Origin of the sequence: Cyclobacterium xiamenense (assembly GCF_900109255.1) — a bacterium.
Classification (GTDB): Bacteria; Bacteroidota; Bacteroidia; order Cytophagales; family Cyclobacteriaceae; genus Cyclobacterium; species Cyclobacterium xiamenense.
In genome coordinates, this window is sequence record NZ_FNZH01000013.1 from 52,853 (window position 1) to 72,857 (window position 20,005).

Consider the following 20,005-nt stretch of genomic DNA (forward strand, 5'->3'; position numbering starts at 1 on the left):
AAACTCCTTGATACATGGCTGGTAAAAATAGTCGATGCGCCCTGATTTTGTTTGTTTTCATCTGGGTAACTGAGGCCACCGGCAGGCAGGATCCGGTCGCGTTTCTGAGCGCAAAAGAAGGATTGGTAGCGCTTTGGGATTTTCGCGAGCCTTCAGGGATGCCGCGAAAAGCCGTCGGAAAAGGAGATTTCCCCTTGGAGGAACGAAATGGACGGATTCCGCGGGTTGAGGAAGGTCCCCTTTCCGGATATGCGGCGCATTTGGACAACCAATCTTTTTTTAGCCTTCCACACGATCGTACCGGTGCGCTGAATGTTCATGGAAAGATGCAGGGGATCACGGTGATGGCCTGGGTCAAGTGGTACGGTATGACGGGGTTTGTGGGAGGTATGTGGAACGAATACACAGATGGTGGGAAACGGCAGTATGGCTTATTTGTCGATCTACCGCACTACAACGGCGCCAATCAAGTCTGTGGTCATGTGTCTGCCACAGGTGGTCCCACGCCTCCCTTTCCCTACAGTTGCGATTATTCGGCAAGCAAGCAGCAATTAACGAAAGGTCAGTGGCACGTTATCGCGTTCACCTACGATGGTACCTACATCAAATCCTATTTGGATGGAGAATTTCAGGAAAGGCCCCCCGAGCCCATAAAGAATACGAAGGGTTTTCCTGGACTGCCGGAGGGCCTGGTTCATTCCAAAAATCCCTATTATTTCCCGGATGGAATCGGGAACAATGGCTCGGATTTCACCGTCGGAGCGGTCGTGTTGCAACGAGGAATGGGGAACTTTTTTAATGGACTTATTGGTGGCTTGGCCGTATTCGACCGGGTAGTGGAGGCGTCCGAAATGCAAGAAATCAGCCGGATGACGATGCGGCTGCACTGATTCTACGAATCGGTGCCGCTCTACCAGGTTCTCAATGGGCGCGTTTACTCCACAATACGGGCCTGTATGGGGTGCAATAAATCGTTGTTTATGCGATCGATGATGGCCTGATCGGGTTGCCCCTGATGTACGTAATACCGAAAGCGGCTGGTAAAGGTTTCCCCCGGCGCAATGGTGAATTCACCATCGACCATGGGAGCATATACCCAGTATGGCATGGTAGGATGCACCCGAATCGCTTGGGGATACCGGAAATTCGATGGAAATCCGAAGACTGTGGCTCCAGCCATCTTTCCGTCTACCTCGCCAAATGCCCCCACCCAGGATGCATGGGTGTGATTTGCGGTTTCGCCTGTAAAGCCTTCCGAGGTTTCTATGTTCCAGGTATTCGTGTAATGCAGCGAATCCACCGAGTTCCATTCCCGGCTACCCCGGAATCCCATGCCCCCGTAATGGTATTCCACGATAAACAAGGTGTCGCTACTGGTATTCGTTTGCTCGGAATACAAGTCAAATAAGAAATATTCCGAAAAGGGGTATACCTGTACTTTCCAGGTTTCTTCGAGCACTTCTCCGTGTTTTAGGCTTACGTGCCGCAGCAAGCTTTCGAATATTGCGGCATTGACGCCCTCTTCCAGGTGCAGCAGATCCACGTGTTCCACCGTTCCGGTTTCCTGATGTTGGTTCCAGAAATCCACCTTTTCCCCCCTGAACTGGGTATTTACCCAGGCATTGAAAATGGCATGTTGGTGTGTGTGGCCTACAGGAAATGCATCGGTCAACACCTGGCCCTCCGGGCTATAAAGTGGGTGTATCATGCCGCTTCGTTTGTAGTAATCCGGCAATCCTTCCCCGGGTAAGGTAGTGGCAGTCTGGTAAAAAAGGACGGGCTTGCCTGCCACAGAGAGTTCGATGCCTTCCTCCGTTTGGGAAATGGTGACCCGGCTTTCCACGTTTCCGGCTGCTTGACGCAATCCGAAGTCACCTTCTGTGCCTGCGGACATTTCGTCTACTACCACCAATAGGTGTCCGGAGGACAAAACCTGAGCAGGATAGGCTTTTCCTGTTTGCTCATTAATCAATTCGTAGTCGCTACCGGCCGGTAAATCCCGATCCAGGGGAATTAGCAGGGGACTATTTTTCCGATCCAGGTCTCCGGCATCCAGGGAAATGCTCATAATTGGCGAAGACGAGCAGGCCATTTGTGCGAGCAATAAAAGAACAAGGTAGAGGTGATTGGTTGACATATGTTTGGAGGTTGATGGAAAATGGGAGATGAAATATCGGAAGGGCCTTGTAAAAATCCAATTTACAGCCGGGATATTTTGAAGCACAGGGGAGACAGTGCCCTTTTTACAGGCAATATTTTTCAAATTGCTTATTTATTCGCAATATTGAACTCGCTTTATTTAGTTGATCCCCCTCTTTACCGTCTTATGAAGGAAAAAATCAAGCTGCTCGTCTTTAGTTTTTGTCTGCTTGCCAATAGTACGCGTGGCCAGTTCGCCCCAACGGATTCCGTTCCCCTCGACGAGCGGGTACATGTTGGGCAATTGGATAATGGCCTTCAGTACTACATCCAATCCAACCCAAAACCAGAAAATAAACTGGAACTGCGCCTGGCTATCAAAGCGGGTTCCATGCAGGAGCGGGAGGATCAACTTGGCCTGGCCCACTTCGTGGAGCACATGGCATTTAACGGATCGGAAAATTTTGAAAAAAATGAGCTCATTAGTTACCTGCAATCGATAGGCGTTGCTTTTGGCAGTGACCTGAATGCCTATACCAGTTTTGATGAAACGGTATATATCTTGCCCATTCCCACCGATGAGGAAGAAAAAATCCGGAACGGTTTTCGGGTACTGCGAGACTGGGCGGGAGGCCTGCTGCTGGAATCCGAGGACATTGATGCCGAACGGGGTATCGTGGTGGAGGAATGGCGAACCGGGCAAGGTGTGGATCAGCGCTTGAGAGATGCGTATTTGCCTGTTTTGCTCCACGATAGCCGCTATGCCAACCGATTGCCGATCGGGGATATGGATATCATCCGCGGAGCCAGTGAAGAAGTGATTCGGGATTTTTACCGGGATTGGTACCGACCGGATTTAATGGGAATAGTCGCCGTGGGCGACCTGGATCCGGATAGAATCGAAGCATTGATCCGGGAGTATTTTTCCGATCTCAGCAACCCAGCCGATGCCCCCGAACGAGAGTATTACGAGGTACCCGAACACGAAGCGAATTTTGTAAAAATTGTCACAGACGAAGAAGCGCCTGGAATTCAGGTGCAGTTGTATTACAAACACCCGCCGGCTTCTTCCGGTACCTACGCGGCTTACAAAGAACGTGTTTTGCGTACCATGATTGGTGGTATGCTGACCCAGCGGCTGGATGAAATCAGGCAAACCCCCGATGCACCCTTTATCTTTGCAGGTGCCCGGTACGGCAAGCTGGTGAAGAGCCTGGAATTTTTCACTACTTCGGGAGTGGTGGGGCCAGGAAAAGCAAGCGAGGGGCTGCGTTCCTTTTTGGAAGAAAATCGGCGGGCCATGCAGCACGGATTTACCGAAAGCGAATTGGAGCGGGTAAAGCGCTCCCTACTGAACAGTGCAGAGAGGTCATTCAAAGAAAGGGACAAGGCGGAATCCCGCTCACTGGTAGGAAAGTACGTTTCCCATTTTCTTAACGAAACCTTTGCCGATGATCCGGCCCACCGCTATCGGCTGTATAGCCAGATGATTCCCGCCATTACACTGGATGAGGTCAATGCGCTGATCGGGGACTTGATTCGTGAGACCAATACTGTCGTAATCGTAACGGCCCCGGAAAAAGACAAGGAATCCCTGCCGACGGAAGCGGAATTACTGCAAGTCTTGAACGAATCAACGAACTGGGAAACCAGTCCCTATGAGGAAAAGGAATTGCGCGAAAACCTACTGCTTAGTCTTCCGGAGCCGGGAAAGGTAGTTGATGTATCCGTTGTAGAGGGGGTAGACATCACGAGCCTATTGCTTGACAATGGGCTCAAAGTCCATTTCAAACCCACCGATTTTAAAAATGACGAGATCTTGTTTACCGGTTCCAGCGAGGGCGGTACTTCCCTGTATCCCGATCGGGACCACTACCACGCCAGCTATGCCGGTACGGCAGTAAATGTCATGGGGGTAGGGGATTTCAGCCCCTCGGACCTTAGAAAAGTACTGGCCGGAAAAAACGTACAGGTCACGCCCAATATTGGTACCTATTCGGAAACCCTTTCCGGAAGCACCTCTCCCCGGGATATTGAGCTCGCGTTACAGCTAATTCACCTGTACTTTTCATCGCCACGGATGGATCGGGAGTTATGGGATGTATTCCTCCAGAATCAAAAAAACCAACTGGAAAGTGCGCAAGTCAATCCGGATTTTCAGTTCAACAAGCGTGTAAACGAGATAATCAGTAACGGAAATCCACGGGCGATGGGTGTTTTCGATCCGGAACAATTGGATAGCATCCGCGTGGAACGTAGTTTGGAGATATTCGAGGAGCGGTTTTCCAATGCCGCCGATTTTGAGTTTTTATTTACCGGCAATGTAGACCTGAAGGAGGTAATCCCCCTGATCGAACGCTATCTTGGCAGCATCCCCGGCGAACCCGCAACCGAAAAGGAGGATTTTCGGGACCTGGGGATAACCGCCCCACAGGACCAAACAGAATTGATCAAAGTTGGTATGGATGAAAAAAGCCAGGTAATCCTGTATTTCAATGGAGAAATGGACTACGATCTGGAGAAATCCCAGCAGCTTTCCTACCTGGGTGAGATCTTAACGATTAAATTGATAGAGACGTTGCGCGAAGAAATCGGCGGCGTGTATGGCGTAAGCGCCAGAGGGAGTTTGGGCAAGGTACCGCGGGAGCGCTTCAGCTTTGTGGTCAATTTTCCGTGCGGGCCAGAAGCCGTTCCGGAATTAACGCAGGCCGTCTGGGAAGAAATCAAGAAAATTCAGGAACACGGTCCAGAACCAGAAGATTTGGAAAAAGTTCGGGAAACCAAGCGAATTTCCCTGGAAGAAAACCTGCGCCGAAACGGTTTTTGGCACGGGCAAATAAGCGCGGCCATCACCGGAGACATGCCCCTTGACACGGTATTGGGTGCCTCCGATAGGGTACTGGGGGTCACGGGCCCACAAGTACAGGCCCTAGCGAGGGAACTACTTAAACCCGAGTATTTATTGAAAATCATTCGGTACCCGGCTGATTATCAGGAAGACTAAGTAGCTTTCTCGGGAGGCACCGGATGATTCCGTCCCTATGTATTGTATGGCTAACCAATCGATTAACTCTATGCGAGTACTATTTTTATCGCTTATTTTAAGCTTGTCTTTATTCCTACCGACAAAATATGTCTCCGGACAGGCTACCACAAAGCCCGAGGAAACGCAACTGTTTGTCAGTGGCATGGGTGGATACCACACCTATCGAATTCCTTCACTACTGGTCGCAAAAGATGGTTCCTTGCTGGCATTTGCTGAAGGAAGAAAATCCGGAAGTGGCGATACGGGAGACATTGATCTGCTGCTCAAACGATCGGAAGATGGTGGACGCAGCTGGTCCGAGCCAAGGGTGCTTTGGGATGATGGAACAAATGTATGTGGCAACCCCAGCCCGGTACTGGACGAAAATACCGGAGAAATACACCTACTCCTCACCTGGAATCGAGGGGACGACAACGAAGGCGACATTATCCGTAAGAAAAGCCGGGATACCCGCAGGGTATTTGTTATGAAGTCTTCTGATCATGGAAAAACATGGTCCGAACCAACGGACATTACCCAAGGTGCCAAAAATCCGGAATGGGGATGGTATGCCACCGGTCCGGGGATAGGCATTCAAATCAACCATGGACCCCATAAAGGTCGTTTGGTGATTCCTTCCGATCACAGTTACGATGACCCAGCGGGTGAGGTAAGGGGAGGCCCGTTCGAATACGGCTCGCATGTGATTTACAGTGATGATCGGGGTGTTACCTGGAATTTGGGCGGTACCATTCGACCCCGGATGAACGAATGTCAGGTAGTGGAGGTGGCTGACGGTAACGGTAGCCTTCTGATGAACATGCGTTCCTATTTCGGAACGAACCGGCGGGCCTTATCGGTAAGCCGGGATGGTGGTCTGTCCTGGTCGGACCCCGAGGAGGCGTCAACGTTGATTGAGCCCGTTTGTCAGGCAGCATTGATTCGGTACTCCTGGCCGGCCGATCCTGCCGGCGACCTGGTCCTGTTCTCAAATCCGGCGAGCACAAAACGGGAAAACATGACGGTAAAATTGAGCAAAGATAGTGGGAGAACCTGGGTAGCCTCCAAAATGCTGCATGCTGGCCCGGCAGCGTACTCCGCACTGGCTGTATTGCCCAATGGGGAAATCCTTTGCGCTTATGAAAAAGGAGCGCAGCATCCCTACGAGGAAATCAGCCTGGCACGGCTTAGCCTCGCCGATTTTGAATAAATAGCCATCCGGATAATTCTGTAGCAAACGGATACCGCCTCCGGCTGGGAGCGTAGCGACCGTATCCGAAGGCTCGACCGGTAGCGCCCCAAACTTTTGAGTAAGTGCTAATCGATAAACAACTGTTCAATAAAGACGGCACGGGGAATGGATATACTTTTTCCGGTTGGCTCCGGGATTCCCGTGTCTTCTGGGATGGTAAAAATGACCACATTGTCGGATTCCATGTTGGCTACCAGCAGCAAGTCACCCTTTTCGTCCACTTTGAAATTCCGTGGGTGCTGTCCCCCGGTTGGAATGTGCCCCTGCAGCTCCAGAAGTCCGGTGTTTTGATCCACCCGGTAGATAGCGAGGTTGTCCTGACCGCGGTTGCTCGCATACAACCAGGTACCGTCTACCGACAAATGAATATCGGCTGCGGCATTGTAGTCGGAATGCAGTGCAGGGGATAGCATTTCGACGCGGGATAAAAAGGTAAGGTCGCCGTCTTTGGGATCCACCGCGTAGATGCCCACGGTATTACTTAATTCTTCCACAGAATAGGCATAGGGAAGAACGGGGTGGATAACAAAATGTCTGGGTCCGGAACCTGCTTTGACGTGGAACACCTTCGGGTTGTCTCCCACACTTCCTTTTCTGATGTTTACGTTGTATTTCACGAGCTGGTCGATGCCCAAATCCGATGCATATACCCATTTGCCGTCCAACGATGGAATCATGGCATGCATGTGGGGTTTGGTTTGGTTGGGGTGGATGCTGCTGCCTTTGTGTTGAACAAAGGAAACGGCCTCACTTACTCCGCCGGAATCCAGCACTTTAAATGTAGCTAAATTACCCCCCTGGTAATGGGAAACAAAAACCACGTTTCCACTGGGATCCAGGCTGATGTGACAGGGACTTGCTCCGGCGGACGAAACCCAATTTACCAGCGAAAGGCGGCCGGTGCCTGCTTCAATGGCATAGGCGGCAATTGTACCGTTGGGGTCTTCCGCGTGTTGGCCTTCCCGGTAGGCTGCGTATAGGAATTTGCCGGAGGGGTGAAGTGCCAGAAAGGTAGGATTCTTTTTGTCGTGAACGGTCTGCAGCACCGTCGCCGATAAGGAGGAGCGGTCAAATTCGAGCACATAGATTCCTTTGCTGTCGTTTTGACTGTAGGTACCGATGTAGAGAATTTCCTTGGATGTTTGGGCCATGGTGTTTGGGTAAAAAGGTGCAACGAGCAGAAAAAGCAACAAAACGGTCGGAATGCCCGAACGGGATCTGATGGTGGACGAAAGCGGTAGAAACTTCTTCATCTGGTGAATATACGGCAAATTCTTAGAGAATGTAGCGCATCGCATGAACAAGGGCGCTCGCCCTTCCCTTATTTGGTGGGGTTCCCGCTGATGATGGTCGTAATTTTAGTAAAAATTTCGGTGTTTTCATACACTCCACGGAAATGCTGCGAGTGGGGTCCATAGGCAAATACCGGAACCATCAGTCCTGTATGGTCTTCCGTAGAAAACTCCAGTTCTACGGTTCGGTTGTCCGTATTTCCCTGGGGAAGCGTAATTCCTCCCGTTTCGTGGTCTGCGGTGATCAGGACAAGGGTATGCCCATCTGCGTCGGCAAAACGGAGCGCTTCGGCGATGGCCTGATCAAAATCTATTCCTTCTTCGATCACCGTAGCGACCTCATTGGCATGTCCTCCGGAATCAATGAATGCACTTTCAATCAGTAGAAAGAACGGGTTACCTTTTGCTTCTAAAAAGCCGATACCGGCTTTGGTAGCCTCGGAAAGAAAGTTTCGCCTTCCCTGGCTTACGGTTGGCAGGCCTTCGTTGGCGGCAAAATATCCCGCTTTGCTGCCCCTATGCGTCTCCAATTCGGAAAGAGAGGAGGCTAGGAAAAAACCGGCTTGTTTCAGTTGGTCGATGCCCTTGGATTCGTCTTGCATAAACGTACGTTTCCCACCTCCAATGAAAAGGGATAAGGGGCTTTTTGCCAAATCGGTAGCGATTTTTTCGGTCCAATCCCGTTCGGGCTGATGGGCAAAAAAGGCAGCTGGCGTGGCTCCCGTCACCTGGTCGGTAGTGATGATTCCCGAGTGAAAGTCAAAGCCAACAAGAAATTCCGGGAGATTGGTTGCCGGGCTTCCATCCGGAAGCACACCGATACTTCTGTTTTTTGCTTTTTTTCCGGAGGCCAGCGCGGTGCCGGCTGCCGCCGAGTCCGTGGTAAAATCATCGGCCGCCTGTGTTTTGATCAGCCCCATGTTTTTAAGTTGGGTAAGGGTCAACTGATTCCCATTCGCAACCATGGCAGCGGAGATTTGGGCCAGGCCATTTCCATCACCGATCAGTAAAATCACGTTTTTGACTTTTCGCTCGCTGCCATCGGAGGCGAAGGTGGGGCGATATATTTCATTGGGAGCGGGATGCGTATATAAACGAGAAGACAGGCTGGATAGGTAGGCCTGGGCTGCTGCGGGTTGATCGGTGTTGATGTAATCTACACCCAATTCGTGCAGGGCCTTCCAGGCGGTTTTGCTATCGGGACTGGCCCAGAATCGAAACGGTTTGCCATAGCGGTGGGCAACGGCGATGGTTTCGGCAATGCGCGCCCGATCCGCATCAACCAACCTGCCCTTGCCGTTCCATTGGGAAAAATTGCGAAAACTCAGGCTAAACAATTCAATCTTGTCCAGGGGAAGGTCTGTCGTGTCCCGAATGCTTTGGTAATCAAAAAAAATGGGAAACGGAAACTGTCCGTAATCTTCTGTCTTTGGACGGTTGCCGGAAACAACCAGTTTCACAAAGGGATGTTCATGGTCATCCCAGAGTTCTTCGTAGCCCCGTATTTCCTGCAGGAGCCGATCCATGGTGGCATAGGCCTCTGTCTTGAAATCTACCAGGAGAATAAAGGACTGCAGGCTGCCGAGTCGCAGTCGTTTTGCTTGTAGCATGGGGTCCAGGTACAGGCTTCGCAAGGTATGGCCTTTTCGAATACTTTCTACTTCGTGGGCCACAAACAAGGTGTCGTTCTGTAAGATGACATCGGCTTCGATGGAAGCAGCGCCGCGGGCATAGGCCTCCCAAAAGGGGACCTCCTGCAGGTAATCGTTGTGGCTGTGTATGGCTATCTCCTGGGCCCGCGTCGGGAAACCGAGGAAGACAAGTGCAATGACAAGTAAGCCTTTCGGGAAAAAATATCCCGCTTTTTGTCCTTTCATGGGTTCTTCTTTTCACAAATGTAGCGCAATCATAAGAGTTTCGATCGAAGGGCAGGGTTAAGTTACCGTTAATTCCGGAGAGTTTGGTTTGGTTGTTCTGTAAATTGCCAATTCGGGCAAAAACATTCGGATAAGCCTGCAGAAAATTCATGAATCCGCAACTTTGGTATAAATCTTGATGTTGATCTCATAGAAATTTCTTCTGAAATGGAGAATTGTTTTTAACTAGTATAAACCATTAATACCAGATAGTATGAAATCAGCGAAAGTAATTTTAAGTGCATTGGCAGGAGTAGCAGTAGGCGTACAAATTGGCTTGTTGATTGCCCCAGAAAAAGGCAAAGATACTCGTAAAAAGCTAACGAAGAAGGGAGAGGAGTACTTGAAGGACATCAATGGACAAATCGATGGACTTTTAAAAGGCATGAACGAGAAAATGGACAAGATGAACAAGAACATTGCTACCGTGGCCGAAGAAACCAAAGCGAGGGGTAAAGAGCTCCTGGCCGAGGCAAAGGAAAAAACCAAATAATACTACTCGGATTCTTAGGGCCAATGACGTTTCATTGGCCTTTTTTATTTTAACCTATACGTAACACTATGTCATTAAAAAATACAACCGCGATAATTACGGGTGGAAATACCGGAATCGGCTACGGAATTGCCGAGGCATTGGCCGCTGAGGGAGTCAATGTGGCCATCAGCAGCCGCAGTCTTCAACGAGCCGAAGAGGCCGCAGAAAAGATCCGAAATAGTCCCCACACCACGGGTGAGGTGCTTCCACTAGCCGTCGATGTACGGGATTTCGACGCCCAGAAAAAGGCCGTGCAAGACGTGCTGCAAAAATGGGGAAAACTGGATTATTTTGTTGCCAACGCCGGAGTCGGGCATTTTGCGCCGATCCAGGAGTTGTCACCTGACAAATGGCACGAGACGATTGATACCAACCTGACGGGCGTGTTTTACGGTATCAAAGCCTCGGTCGAGGCGCTGACAGCAACCCGAGGTTTTTTCCTAACGATTTCCAGCCTGGCGGGCACCAATTTCTTTGCCGGTGGCTCGGCCTACAATGCCAGTAAATTTGGTTTGACCGGTTTTTCTCAGGCCATTATGCTGGACTTGCGGCAGGAGGGTGTCCGGGTAAGTACCATCATGCCGGGATCGGTGGCCACAGGATTTAATGACCACGAGGTCAATGAAAAGGATGCCTGGAAAATACAGATCGAAGATATTGGAGAGATGGTGGTTGGTCTTTTTAAGTTGGACCCCCGCACGCTTCCAAGCAAAATTGAGGTCAGGCCCAGCATGCCACCGAAAAAATAATGGGTTGGGATCCATCGTAAAAGCGTTTACCTACCGGTGACTGCCCTCAGGCACCGGTAGTTTTTTTATTTCGGAACGGAGATTTGTTTTTCTTTATCCCTTTTGTAAGTTAATCGAGGGATCAATCGGTGATGGTGGGTCGTAGGTATGAAATTTCCTACTGCTATCAGCCAATTGACTGAAAATTTTTACAGGTAACGCTTGTCCCAAGACTGATTTTTTTTGGCAGGTTTTCCACTCATGAAAAGTAGCCGTTCATTCGCGAAGTCGAACTTCTTGTGCTAAATAGATAAGATTGAATCCGTTACCAGTCATTTACCAGGCAGGGAGGTTGTTGTTTAATGGGTTTATCTGGGAATTTTTACGTTTCGTGGAATAGTCGTGGGCGCTTTTTTGATTTTTTTAGTACATTGAACCGTGGACAAGGAATTGTCCCAACTATTTAACCAGCAAAAACGAAACTTGTATACGCATCCCTCTGTAAACTATGGACACAGCACTGAATCGAAGAAAATTTATGGGAAAGGCTGCCCTGGCGGGTGTAGGCTTGAGCCTGGCACCACAGGCAATAAGTTTTGCCTCATCCCGGCCTAAAAACGGCAAGCGGGTGGGCATTATCGGCCTGGATACCTCCCACAGCCTTGCCTTCACCAAAGCCTTTAATGCCGCCGATGCCGCAGCCGACCTGGGCGGTTACAAAGTGGTAGCTGCCTATCCCCATGGAAGCCGGGATATTGCTTCGTCTGTCAATCGAATCCCCGGGTATACGGAAGAAATTCAGCCGCTGGGGGTGGAGATCGTAGACTCCATCGCTGCCCTTTTGGACAAGGTGGACGTGGTGCTTTTGGAAACCAACGATGGCAGGCTCCATCTGGAGCAGGCCCTGGAAGTATTCAAGGCCGGCAAAACCGTTTTTATCGACAAACCCATTTCGGCCTCCCTGGTCGATGCCATCGCGATTTTCGCGGCAGCTAAAAAATACGATGTCCCGGTATTTTCCAGCAGCTCCCTACGATACATGGAGAATGCCATTGCGGTCAGAAACGGAAAAGTCGGAAAGGTTATGGGTGCAGATGCCTTCAGCCCGGCTACTCTGGAACCTACCCATCCGGATTTGTTTTGGTACGGCATACATGGGGTAGAAACCCTGTACACCCTAATGGGGACCGGTTGTGAAACCGTGCAGCGGACGTTTACGCCCGGTGCAGATGTGGTGGTGGGGACCTGGGACGGAGGCCGGATTGGCACCTTTAGGGGTACCCGCTCCGGAAAAAGCGGTTATGGCGGAAGGGCTTTTGGTGAGGAAGGCATTATGGATATGGGTTCCTACGGAGGATATCGGCCGCTTTTGGTGGAAATCGCCAAGTTTTTTGATTCCGGAATAGCACCGGTATCCGCAGAGGAAACGATTGAAATCTTTGCCTTTATGCAAGCAGCCGACGAAAGCAAGAAGATCAACGGACAGGCCGTCTCCCTGCAGGCCGTTTTGGACAAAGGTAGGAGGGAAGCCGCTCAAATCAGCATTTAATTTATACCCAATAGGATGAAAAATAGCAGAAGAATGTTTGTAAAAAAAGCCATAGCGGGGGCAACCCTTGCATCCGTAGGCGGTATGCTGCCCGGCATGTCTGCCAAAAGTTACGGAAAAATCATGGGAGCCAATGACCGCATATTGGCAGCCAGCATGGGCGTAGTCAGCCGCGGCCATGCGGTAGGTACCAATTTTGCCAGCCAGGAACAGTGCGAAGTGATTTACAGTTGCGATGTAGATAGCCGCGCTGCCGAGAAATTTTCCGCATCGGTGAACGAAATACAAGGAAGGGCACCCAAAATCGAAAAGGATGTGCGCAAGGTGCTGGAAGACAAAGAGGTGGATGTACTGATCGTCACGGCTCCGGACCACTGGCATGCGCCGGCTGCCCTGATGGCCCTGAAGGCCGGAAAGCACGTGTACCTGGAAAAACCCTGCAGCCACAATCCCCACGAAGGGGAACTGCTGATGGCTGCGCAAAAAAAATACAACAAAGTCGTTCAGGTAGGCAATCAGCGCCGCTCCTGGCCCAACGTGATGCAAGGGATCGAGGAATTGCATAACGGGGTGATCGGCAGGCCCTACATGGCCAAAACCTGGTATGCCAACAACCGCGGCCCCATAGGGGTAGGAAAACAGGTGCCGGTACCCGAATGGCTGGACTACGAACTCTGGCAGGGACCCGCACCCCGGGAGACCTACCGGGACAATATTTTGCATTACAACTGGCATTGGTTCTGGAACTGGGGTACCGGCGAAGCCCTGAACAATGGTACTCACATGGTGGACCTGGCCCGCTGGGGGCTTCAGGTGGATTATCCTAACCGGGTCAATTCCTCCGGTGGCAGGTACCGGTACGATGACGACTGGGAAACGCCCGATACCCAAATCATCAATCTGGAATTTGACAACAATTCTGTGATCACCTGGGAGGGCAGAAGCTGTAACGGAAAGCATATTGAGAGTGGCAGCGTCGGCACTTTGTTCTATGGAGAAGAGGGAAGCCTCTTGATCGAAGGAGGTAATTCTTACAAAATTTTCAACCTGAAAAATGAATTGGTAAAGGATGTGAAAAACGATCAGGTAATCGACCCGACCAACCGTACCAATCCGGCGCAGGCCCTGGATGCCTTGCACATCCAAAACTTTTTTGATGGGATTTCTAATGGTACAGAAGTTCGTTCAGAGATTGTAGGCGCCCACAAAAGTACGCTACTGGTTCAATTGGGGAATATTGCCCAGCGGGTGGGCAGGACCCTGGATATTGATCCCAAAACCGGAAAGATACAATACGATCCCACCGCTATGGAACTCTGGAAACGGGAGTACGAGCCCGGCTGGGAACCAAGCGTCTAAGTTTTCATACCCACAAAAGAGGCCAAACAAACCTGGTTTGGTCTCTTTTTCTTTCACCACCTTAACCGTCTGCTATGGAGCTGAGTACCCTTGACCTGATTGTGATTGGTCTGTTTTTTTTATTGATGCTGCTCATCGGCGTCTGGTCTTATTTTAGGAATACCGATTCGGAAGATTACTTTGTGGCCGGAGGTAAGCTGCCCTGGTGGCTATCCGGTATCAGTCACCATGTTTCCGGGTACAGCGGGGCAGTTTTCGTGGCGTATGCGGGCCTGGCTTATACGCATGGCTTTTCCGTGTACATCTGGTGGGCATTGACCATCGGTTCTACCGTGATGATTTCAGCAAAGGTATTTCCCGTCTTTTGGGTCCGGCTGAGAAAGCGGTTTAAAATTCAGTCCCCATTGGAATTTTTGGAGACACGTTACAACCTCGCCACCCAGCAGTTGATGGCCTGGAGTGGAGTTATTTTGAAATTGTTTGATATAGGGGCCAAATGGGCAGCCATTGCAATATTATTAAACGTATTTACCGGCATTTCCCTCGCCTGGGGTATTTTGATATCGGGGGGAATTTCACTGTTGTACATTACTTTTGGCGGACTTTGGGCCGTGATCATCACCGATTTTGCCCAGTTTATCGTACAGATCATTGCCGGACTGGTCATGTTTGTGGTCGTTATTCAGAAATTAGGCGGATTGGACTCCCTATTTACCGTTTGGGAGCAATTGCCCGAGGGAAATAGCCAGGCCTTTAACGATCCCTATACGGTTGGCTTTGCCTTGGCCTTTTTGTTTATCAATTTCCTTTCCTACAATGGCGGACAGTGGAACCTGGCCACCCGCTACATTTCCTCGCCTTCGGAACAACAGGCTTCAAAAGCCGCCTGGCTCTCCGGTGCCTTGTACCTCGTTTGGCCATTGATTTTGTTTTTTCCCATGTGGGCTGCGCCGGTTCTCCTGCCCGATATGGAAGACCCCACCCAGTCCTACGGTATCCTAACCATGGAACTGCTGCCCATTGGATTGATTGGTTTGGTCATCGCTTCCTTATTTGCCAATACCATGTCCATGACTTCATCCGATATCAATACCATTTCGGCTGTGATTTCCCGGGACATTTTGCCGGCTATCAATAAAAAATTTCGAAAGGAAGCCACTTCTCTGACCACGGCCAGGATTACTACGTTCCTGTTTACCTTGGGGACCATCGTGATTGCACTGCAGTTTGAACGCTTTGGCGGGGTATTGGGATTGATCATCAGTTGGTTTGGTGCATTGGTGGGGCCTATTGCCATCCCCATGTTGTTTGGCCTGATTCCTTGGTTCAAATCCTGCGGACCAAAGGCAGCGATTGGATCCATTCTGGTCGGGTTGCTTGCCTTTGTGATCACCAAAAATGTGGAATTAAACAGCCTGGCCCTGGAAGTAAGCCTGCCGGTACTTTCTTCTGCTATTACCTATATTCTAATCGGTTTTCTGGAAAGGGATACCGTACCCGATAAAGTCAAACAAATGCTGTCGGATATTGCGCAGGAGTAGGCTTATGCGTCCCAATCCTCCTTGTCAGGGTGCACCACAGATTACACAGATTTGCACAGATAATAATTCTGGGTGAAGTATGCCAATCACCCTGGTATTTAGGGAATCATAAACAGACAAAACCTGTCAAAAAGCCATTTGTAATGGCTTATCGTATGCTTTTTAAAGAGCGATTTTATATATGATTGATCTATTGCTTCCGGCATTACAAATGCCTCGTATCCGTAACCAATCGGATAGCAGGGATGTAGTTGCAAACTACACCCAGAGAGGGATTTTTACACAGCCATCAGCATGCTTTTGATTGAATGCAGGTTAAAAAATGTCAATACTATTTTTTATTTGTCTATATACCGTATTTTTAGGTAAAATTACCTCTAGGTACACGATATGATTGATTTTTCTAGAGATTTAAAGGTGTTGTCTTGCTTTATACTTTTTCAAGCTTTTATTTTCAATGGATTATCCCAGGGAATTAGAGGGTTGGTTACTTCTGAAGCAGGAGAACCCCTCGCATATGCTACTGTTTTTGCACGGAACCTGAATGATGGCATCCCCACCAACCAGGATGGGCGGTTTGAATGGAAATTACCACCTGGAAACTATGATATCATTGTCCAATACCTCGGCTACCAGTCTAAATTGCAGGCAGTGGAAGTAAAGGACAGTTGGGTAGATCTGGATGTACGTTTGGAAATGCAAACGTTTGCCTTGCAGGAAGTAGAGGTAAAGGGGGATCAGGAAGATCCGGCGCTTACCGTCATGCGAAAAGCCATAGCAAAAGCAAAATTTCACCGCCTTCAGGTTCAGGAATACAGCATGATGGTGTATATTAAAGGAACGGGAGAACTGACCAATGCTCCCTTTTTCCTGAAAAAGAAACTGAAAGAAGAAGGGGTTGGACTCAATGAGGCCTATACTTCAGAATCAGTCTCTAAAATTCACTTTAAGCAGCCGGCTGAAATTACTGAGACGGTCATCAGTATACGGTCCAGCGGTGAAAACAACCAGACTTCACCTGCTCCCTATATCGGGGCCAGTTTTTACGATGAGCAGATCAATGGCGTGGTTTCCCCCCTTTCCAGGTCCGCCTTTGCTTATTATCGGTTTCGGTTAGCAGGGAATTTTTTTGAAAATGGGGTTATGGTGAATAAAATACGAGTTATTCCCCGTTCGAAAGGAGAAAAGGTATTTGATGGGTATATCTATATTATTGAGGATTTATGGGCCATTCATAGCCTGAATTTGAATACCTCCCTCATGGGTTTTGATATTGGGGTAACCCAGCAATATGCTCCGGTGGAGGAAAACATCTGGATGCCCTTGACCCATACCTATACGTTCGGGGGAACGTTTTTTGGTTTTGCCGGGGAGTACCAGTACCTGGCATCCACCAGGGATTACCAAATCACGCTGAACCCCGATCTTCTGGTGGATACCAGGATTCTGGACGAAAAGGTAGAGGAGATTCCCGATCACCTTCCGGAAGTTACCAAAAGCGCAGACCCCATCGAACAGTTGGCAGCCGCTGATCAGATGAGCAGAAAGGATTTCAGAAAAATGGTCAATGCCTATGAAAAGGAATCCTTGAAGGAAAGAGAGCAGGCGGAAGTCCTATCCGAAAGAAACTATACCGTAGATTCCATGGCCACCAAAAGAGATCTTGTCTATTGGGACAGCATCCGGCCGGTCCAACTGACAGCCAAAGAAATACAAGGCTATCGCAGGGACGATAGTTTGGCTGTGGTGGAGGCGGCCCGTGAAAGCGATGTTGACTCCGTGGCCCAAAAAGCCAAAAGAAAATTCCAACCACTTGATTTTCTAACGGGTGGTGATTACAGTTTTGGGAAAGGCAGGTCTGCAGGTTTTCATTCCAATTGGACCAACCTATCATTCAACACCGTAGAAGGGTTTAAAATCGGATTTTCAGGATACTACCGGGCTGAGAAGAACACAAAAATGGCAGACAGTGTAACCAACCACTTGCGGTCCTGGAATTTCAGACCAGCATTCAGGTATGGTTTTGCAAGTAGAAAGCCCTACGGAATGCTGCATATCAGGCGGTCGGTGACCAAAGGAAGGCCGGGCCATACCTGGGGGATAGAAGGAGGAAAATACCTTTTCCAATACAATGGAGAGGACCCTATCAATGAGCAAGTCAATGCCCTTTATTCCTTATTTTTCAGGCAAAATTACATGAAACTTTATGAGCAAACCTTTACCAGATTGTACCTGGCTCATAGAATTACGGATGCCTTCACCTATAGGGTGAATTTCCGATATGAGGATCGGGTGAATCTGGAGAACAATTCCGATTACAGTTTTTACAATAAGCCGGAACGAAGGTATACGTCCAATCGACCAATGAACCAGGAAGCAGGGAACGAGGCCTTTGCACCTAATGAGGCCGTATTGGTAAGCGCGGCTATTGAGTGGCGACCCGGATTGAAATACCGTATAAGAAACGGAAGAAAATTCCCGCTTATGGAAACGGCACCCCTGGTAAAATTTAACTATAACAAAAATTTTTCCGGGGCTGGCAAATTCGATCACCTGGAACTAGGACTGGAGCATGCGCTTAACTTCGGTGTAAGTGGTAAACTGGATGTAAACGTGCAAACGGGTACTTTCCTGAATCATTCTCAGGTCTATTTTATGGACTTCAAACATTTTGGAGGTAACCGGACCATCTTTAGTAATATGGGAGCCGCCAGCAATTACCGGTTTTTGGATTACTACCAATACAGCACCGCAGGTCCCTATTTCAGTAGCATCATGCATTATCAATTCAGGAAATTTCTTTTTACCCAATTGCCGGTGCTCCGGTTTTCAGGCATCAGGGAAAATCTTTTTTTCAATTATCTAAAAACCCAAAATGCTCCCCATTATTGGGAGTTGGGTTATTCACTGGACAACCTGTATCGGATTTTCAGGGTAGAAATTGGTGCTGGTTTTGAAAACGGCAAGTACAAAAAAGGCGGGATTCGGTTTGGTATCGCTACCTTTATCCAGGTCAATGTAGGGGAATAAGGTTTGTTTGCGAGTAAATTTCCACCGGGAAATATTTTCAAAATATATCGCCATAACAATCCGGCCTTCAAAGGTTATGGTTTTTGGAGCAGGATGGAAGGCGTTAAGAAAATGAGTTAGCTCCCACAAGGAGATCCACTCATTTTTAGCCTGTAATCCAGATTCAAAAATCAAATGATGGCAATGTAAAAGGAATTTATTCCCTGCACCATAACCCATCATTTGAAATAACATTTGACAGCCTTGACTTTTTTGGTTCGTTTTTGTGTCAAGACAAAAATGAACAGAAAGAAGTAAAGGTAAAAAAGGCTCCTAAGCAGTTTCAGCTCGTAATACCTGGGCGCCGAGGCGTAAATAGACCAATGCATATTTCGGGTTTATTGTTAATTTGGGAGCTTGAATTAGCTGTTTAATGAAAAGTAGGTTTATGATCCCGATGATGTTATTTTCAGTAATCATTTTGATGGCTTACGGGTTGGTATATGCTTTTCAGGAAAAATTACTTTTCTTCCCAGAAAAACTGAAAAACAATTTCCTCTTTCAATTTGACCAGAAATTTGAAGAAATGAACATCCGGATGAACGATGACATTTCATTGAATGGACTGCTATTCAAAACCGATCATCCAAAAGGCCTTATTTTTTACCTGCATGGAAATGCCGGATCATTAAGAACCTGGGGTGGGGTAGCTGAGGTTTTTACCGATTTGGGCTATGACCTGTTTATACTGGATTATAGAGGTTATGGAAAAAGTGAAGGTACGATTCAGGGGCAGAAACAAATGTATCAGGACGTTCAAAGGGCTTATGATGTGCTCAAAAACAGGTATCCTGAGCAGGAGATCATCCTTCTTGGCTATTCAATGGGCACTGGTCCGGCTTCAAAATTGGCTTCCGTCAATCAACCCAAATTGTTGATTTTGCAGGCACCCTATTACAGCTTATCCGACCTGGTGCAACATTATTTCCCGATTTTTCCTTCGTTTTTGCACAAATATCCTTTTGAAAATTTCCGGCACATTCAAAAATGCAACATGCCGGTGGTGATTTTTCATGGTGAACAGGACGAAGTCATTTATCCAGGGTCCTCCCTAAAATTAAAAGAACATTTTAAAAAGCAGGACTCTCTGATCATGCTTACCGGTCAGCGGCACAATGGGATGACGTTTAACCCTGAATATCAGTTAAAAATAAAGGAAATATTGAATCAATGACCCGCAACTGAAAACTTTTTTGGTTTTAATTTGCCCACAAAAATTATCAAATACTATGTTTGGAAGGCTTTGTAATCAATAAAACCTTGGGTAATTTACCAGTATCTCCTAGCTTTGATAAAATGTATAGGAACGGTACTAGGCTGCTTTTTTTGAACAGGTTAAAACTAGAATTTTTAACTTAGTAATTATGAAAAAGAGCAAATTTACCGAAGAACAGATCATCAAAATCCTCAAACTGCAGGAGGAGGGGCTCAAAGTAGAAGAGATATGCCGGAAGCATGGGATTAGTGCTGGCACGTTTTACATCTGGCGGAACAAATACTCAGGCATGGAAGTACAGGAACTCCGTCGTCTCAGAAGTTTGGAGGAGGAAAACAGCCGGTTAAAAAAAATAGTGGCCAACCAAAGCCTAGAGATCGACAT

Annotated in this window: 14 protein-coding genes; 11 read left to right on the forward strand and 3 right to left on the reverse strand. The window is 48.4% G+C overall.

What is annotated here, in order from left to right:
• The first annotated feature begins 14 nt into the window (after positions 1-14).
• Positions 15-890 carry a LamG-like jellyroll fold domain-containing protein gene (locus BMW71_RS22350; protein ID WP_092178760.1) on the forward strand — a complete coding sequence of 292 codons (876 nt, stop codon included), beginning with the start codon at positions 15-17 and terminating at the stop codon, positions 888-890.
• A 44-nt stretch (positions 891-934) separates the two neighbouring features.
• Here BMW71_RS22350 and BMW71_RS22355 read toward each other — a convergent pair whose 3' ends face one another.
• Positions 935-2,137, reverse strand: coding sequence for a DUF6807 domain-containing protein (locus BMW71_RS22355; RefSeq protein WP_092178761.1), 1,203 nt, complete (start codon positions 2,135-2,137; stop codon positions 935-937).
• 189 nt (positions 2,138-2,326) lie between these two features.
• On the opposite strand from BMW71_RS22355, the gene BMW71_RS22360 reads away from it, so the two are divergent.
• Positions 2,327-5,143 carry a M16 family metallopeptidase gene (locus tag BMW71_RS22360; RefSeq protein WP_092178779.1) on the forward strand — a complete coding sequence of 939 codons (2,817 nt, stop codon included), beginning with the start codon at positions 2,327-2,329 and terminating at the stop codon, positions 5,141-5,143.
• A gap of 70 nt (positions 5,144-5,213) precedes the next feature.
• Positions 5,214-6,374, forward strand: coding sequence for a sialidase family protein (locus BMW71_RS22365; RefSeq protein WP_092178762.1), 1,161 nt, complete (start codon positions 5,214-5,216; stop codon positions 6,372-6,374).
• 107 nt (positions 6,375-6,481) lie between these two features.
• Here the strand turns inward: BMW71_RS22365 and BMW71_RS22370 are convergent, their stop codons facing one another.
• Together BMW71_RS22370 and BMW71_RS22375 are read right to left on the reverse strand one after the other, a co-directional pair.
• Positions 6,482-7,669 (reverse strand): lactonase family protein, encoded by a 1,188-nt coding sequence (locus tag BMW71_RS22370; protein WP_244891282.1) that lies wholly within the window; start codon positions 7,667-7,669, stop codon positions 6,482-6,484.
• Positions 7,670-7,737: 68 nt separating this feature from the next.
• Positions 7,738-9,585, reverse strand: coding sequence for an alkaline phosphatase (locus BMW71_RS22375; protein WP_092178764.1), 1,848 nt, complete (start codon positions 9,583-9,585; stop codon positions 7,738-7,740).
• A gap of 253 nt (positions 9,586-9,838) precedes the next feature.
• Between BMW71_RS22375 and BMW71_RS22380 the strand changes: the two genes are divergently transcribed.
• From BMW71_RS22380 to BMW71_RS22415, 8 genes are all read left to right on the forward strand, one after another.
• The gene (locus tag BMW71_RS22380; RefSeq protein ID WP_092178765.1) at positions 9,839-10,117 is read left to right on the forward strand and encodes a YtxH domain-containing protein; all 279 of its coding nucleotides are present in this window, start codon (positions 9,839-9,841) and stop codon (positions 10,115-10,117) included.
• Positions 10,118-10,185: 68 nt separating this feature from the next.
• Positions 10,186-10,908: an SDR family oxidoreductase gene (locus tag BMW71_RS22385; protein WP_092178766.1), complete on the forward strand. Its 723-nt coding sequence runs from the start codon at positions 10,186-10,188 to the stop codon at positions 10,906-10,908.
• A gap of 487 nt (positions 10,909-11,395) precedes the next feature.
• Positions 11,396-12,436 carry a Gfo/Idh/MocA family protein gene (locus BMW71_RS22390; RefSeq protein ID WP_143057735.1) on the forward strand — a complete coding sequence of 347 codons (1,041 nt, stop codon included), beginning with the start codon at positions 11,396-11,398 and terminating at the stop codon, positions 12,434-12,436.
• A gap of 33 nt (positions 12,437-12,469) precedes the next feature.
• Positions 12,470-13,795 carry a Gfo/Idh/MocA family protein gene (locus tag BMW71_RS22395; RefSeq protein WP_394333706.1) on the forward strand — a complete coding sequence of 442 codons (1,326 nt, stop codon included), beginning with the start codon at positions 12,470-12,472 and terminating at the stop codon, positions 13,793-13,795.
• A gap of 74 nt (positions 13,796-13,869) precedes the next feature.
• Positions 13,870-15,336 carry a sodium:solute symporter family protein gene (locus BMW71_RS22400; protein ID WP_092178768.1) on the forward strand — a complete coding sequence of 489 codons (1,467 nt, stop codon included), beginning with the start codon at positions 13,870-13,872 and terminating at the stop codon, positions 15,334-15,336.
• A 390-nt stretch (positions 15,337-15,726) separates the two neighbouring features.
• The gene (locus tag BMW71_RS22405; RefSeq protein WP_092178769.1) at positions 15,727-18,366 is read left to right on the forward strand and encodes a DUF5686 and carboxypeptidase regulatory-like domain-containing protein; all 2,640 of its coding nucleotides are present in this window, start codon (positions 15,727-15,729) and stop codon (positions 18,364-18,366) included.
• A gap of 412 nt (positions 18,367-18,778) precedes the next feature.
• Positions 18,779-19,579: an alpha/beta hydrolase gene (locus BMW71_RS22410; protein WP_092178770.1), complete on the forward strand. Its 801-nt coding sequence runs from the start codon at positions 18,779-18,781 to the stop codon at positions 19,577-19,579.
• Positions 19,580-19,769: 190 nt separating this feature from the next.
• Positions 19,770-20,005: transposase (locus BMW71_RS22415; RefSeq protein ID WP_143057736.1), on the forward strand; the 236-nt coding region annotated here is incomplete at its 3' end.